Consider the following 341-nt stretch of genomic DNA (forward strand, 5'->3'; position numbering starts at 1 on the left):
CATGATAATACCAACGAGGATTAACACCCCAGATAGCCATTGTGAAATACGTATTCCCAAGAACATGAGGCTGTCCGTCCGCAAGCCTTCTATCAAAAGGCGACCACAACCATACCAGACTAGGTAGAAAGCTGTAATTTCTCCCTGTTTAAGGAATTTTGGCCGTCTACGTAACACACAAACCAAGCCAAAACCTAGCAAATTCCAGAGAGACTCAAACAAGAAGGTTGGTTGACGGTAGGCACCATCAATATACATCTGGTCTCGGATAAAGGCTGGCAGGTAGTTCAAACTTTCTACTGCCTTGCCATAGGCCTCTTGGTTAAAGAAATTTCCCCAAC

Annotated in this window: 1 protein-coding gene; it reads right to left on the reverse strand. The window is 44.6% G+C overall.

Annotated elements, in window-relative coordinates:
- Positions 1 to 341 (reverse strand): prolipoprotein diacylglyceryl transferase family protein (locus C1E99_RS12615; protein ID WP_161951209.1); only part of this gene is annotated, 341 nt, incomplete at both ends.

Source organism: Streptococcus suis (assembly GCF_002964045.1).
GTDB lineage: Bacteria > Bacillota > Bacilli > Lactobacillales > Streptococcaceae > Streptococcus > Streptococcus suis_U.